Here is a 2,450-nt window from a genome sequence, read left to right on the forward strand (position 1 = left end):
GGCCGGCGCGCGCACCTGCCTTCCGGTCGTGGTCCGCAAGGCGGCGCCGCTCGCCTTCCGGCTCTGGACCGGGGCGGAGCGGCTCGAGCGCGGCGTCTGGAACATCCCGATCCCGCCAGAGACGTCCCCCGAGGTCGTGCCCGACATCGTGATCGCGCCGGTCGTCGGCTTCGATGCGGCGCATTACCGGCTCGGCTACGGCGGCGGCTTCTACGACCGCACGCTCGCGCGGCTCCGGGCCGGCGGCAGCGGCCCGCGGACCATCGGCGTGGGTTTTGCCTTCCAGCGGCTCCCGACGATATTCCCGCAGCCCTACGACATCGCCCTGGACGAAGGCGTCCTGGCGGAGATCTAAGGCGCGGCGCGGAGGACGACGCCCGTGGCGGCACAGGGCCGACATGCACGCACGCGACGATGTCGCTTTCATGGTCTAACTGCCTGCGCGGCTCGGTCTAGTCTGCCGTGAGTCGCTTGTGCCGGAGGTGAGCCCGTGACCGATGCTGCCGCGCCCGACCCGACGGAGGCCCGCCCCGCCCGGGGCCGCAAGCCCGGAGGCGGGCGCGAGGCGCGCCGGCGCGACCGCAGCGCACCGCAGACCGGGGGCCGTGTGCCCTACATCGTTCGGGGAATCCCGACATACGATGTGCTGGGCGAGGAGAACCTCCTCCGCATCGAGGCCGCCGCCGACCGCATCCTCGCCGAGACGGGGATCGACTTCCGTGACGACCCCGAGGCGCTGGAGCTCTGGCGGCGGGCCGGCGCCGAGGTGCAGGGCGTGCGGGTGAGGTTCCCGCCCGGCATGCTGCGCGAGATCGTCAAGACCGCACCGGCCGAGTTCACGCAACACGCCCGCAACCCCGCCAACAATGTCCGCATCGGCGGCCGGAACGTCGTCTTCGCCCCCGCCTACGGCTCGCCCTTCGTGATGGACCTCGACCGCGGCCGCCGCTTCGGCACGCTCCAGGACTTCGAGAACTTCATCAAGCTCGCGCAGTCCTCGCCCTGGTTCCACCATTCCGGCGGCACGATCTGCGAGCCCACCGACGTGCCGGTGAACAAGCGCCACCTCGACATGGTCTATGCCCATGTCCGCTACTCGGACCGCGCCTTCCTCGGCTCCGTCACGGCGGCCGAGCGCGCGGCCGACAGCGTCGCGATGGCGCGGATCGTCTTCGGGACCGACTTCGCCGACCAGAACTGCGTCATCATGGGCAACTTCAACGTCAACTCGCCGCTCGTCTGGGACGGCACGATGACGCGCGGCATGCGCGAATATGCCCGCGCCGGCCAGGGAACCGTGCTTGTCCCCTTCATCCTCGGCGGCGCGATGGGGCCGGTGACGAGCGCCGGCGCCATCGCGCAGTCGCTCGCCGAGACGCTCGCGGGCTGCGCCCTGACCCAGCTCGAACGGACCGGCGCGCCGGTGGTGTTCGGCAACTTCCTGTCGTCGATGAGCCTGCGTTCGGGCAGCCCGACCTTCGGCACGCCGGAGCCCGCCATCGGCAGCATGGTCATCGGCCAGCTTGCCCGCCGGCTGAACCTGCCGCTGCGCTGCTCGGGCAACTTCACCACCTCGAAACTGCCCGACGCGCAGGCGATGATGGAGGGCACGATGTCCATGCTCGCCGCCGTCCACTGCGGCGCGAACTACATCCTCCATTCGGCGGGCTTCCTCGACGGGCTTCTCTCCATGTCCTACGAGAAGTTCATGCTGGATGCCGACCTCTGCGGCGCGCTCCATTCCTACCTGAAGGGCGTGCAGGTGGATGACGACCAGCTTGCCGTCGACGCCTTCGCCGAGGTCGGGCCCGGCAGCCACTTCTTCGGCTGCGCGCACACGATGGCGCATTACGAGACCGCGTTCTGGGACAGCGAGCTTTCCGACAACGAGCCCTTCGAGAAATGGGAGGCGAACGGGGCCGCCGACGCGGCGACGCGCGCCAACCGGCTCTGGAAAAAGCGGCTGGGGGAATACGAGCCGCCGCCGCTCGACGCGGGCATCGACGACGGCTTGCGCGACTTCATCGCCCGCCGCAAGGCCGCGGTCCCGGACATGTGGTATTGAACCATGGGCGGCATCGGCATCCTCGGCGGGACCGGCTGGCTGGGCCGGGCGCTTGGCCGCCACCTTCTCGCGCGCGGGCTCGCTCCGGGCGACCTCGTCGTCGCCAACCGGCGCGGCCCGACGGCGGATTATGACGGCTGGCCGGGCGTCACCTGGGCACAGGGCCTCGATGACCTCGTGGCGCGCTGCGAGGTGCTGGTTCTGTCCGTCCGACCGGAGGATTATCGCCTGCCGGGTCCGCAGGATTTCCGGGGACTCGTCCTGTCCTTCATGGCCGGGGTCGCCCTCGACCGGCTCGGGCGCGACTGGCCCTCGGCCCGGATCGCCCGCGCGATGCCCGGCGGCGGCGCGACCGAGGGCCGGGCGCATGTGCCCTGGTGCGCGG

The 2,450-nt window shown here is 71.1% G+C and carries 3 protein-coding genes; all 3 read left to right on the top strand.

Translation table 11 applies throughout. From position 1 onward, the window contains the following. Positions 1–355, top strand: a 355-nt coding sequence (locus F9K34_RS18655) for a 5-formyltetrahydrofolate cyclo-ligase (RefSeq protein ID WP_291338602.1), incomplete at its 5' end; no start/stop codon positions are given. Positions 356–490: 135 nt separating this feature from the next. Then, positions 491–2,065: a trimethylamine methyltransferase family protein gene (locus tag F9K34_RS18660; protein ID WP_291338603.1), complete on the top strand. Its 1,575-nt coding sequence runs from the start codon at positions 491–493 to the stop codon at positions 2,063–2,065. A gap of 3 nt (positions 2,066–2,068) precedes the next feature. Next, the coding region (locus F9K34_RS18665) for a pyrroline-5-carboxylate reductase family protein (protein WP_291338604.1) at positions 2,069–2,450 on the top strand (382 nt) is incomplete at its 3' end.

The sequence above is a fragment of the Albidovulum sp. genome (assembly GCF_008933605.1).
GTDB lineage: Bacteria > Pseudomonadota > Alphaproteobacteria > Rhodobacterales > Rhodobacteraceae > Albidovulum.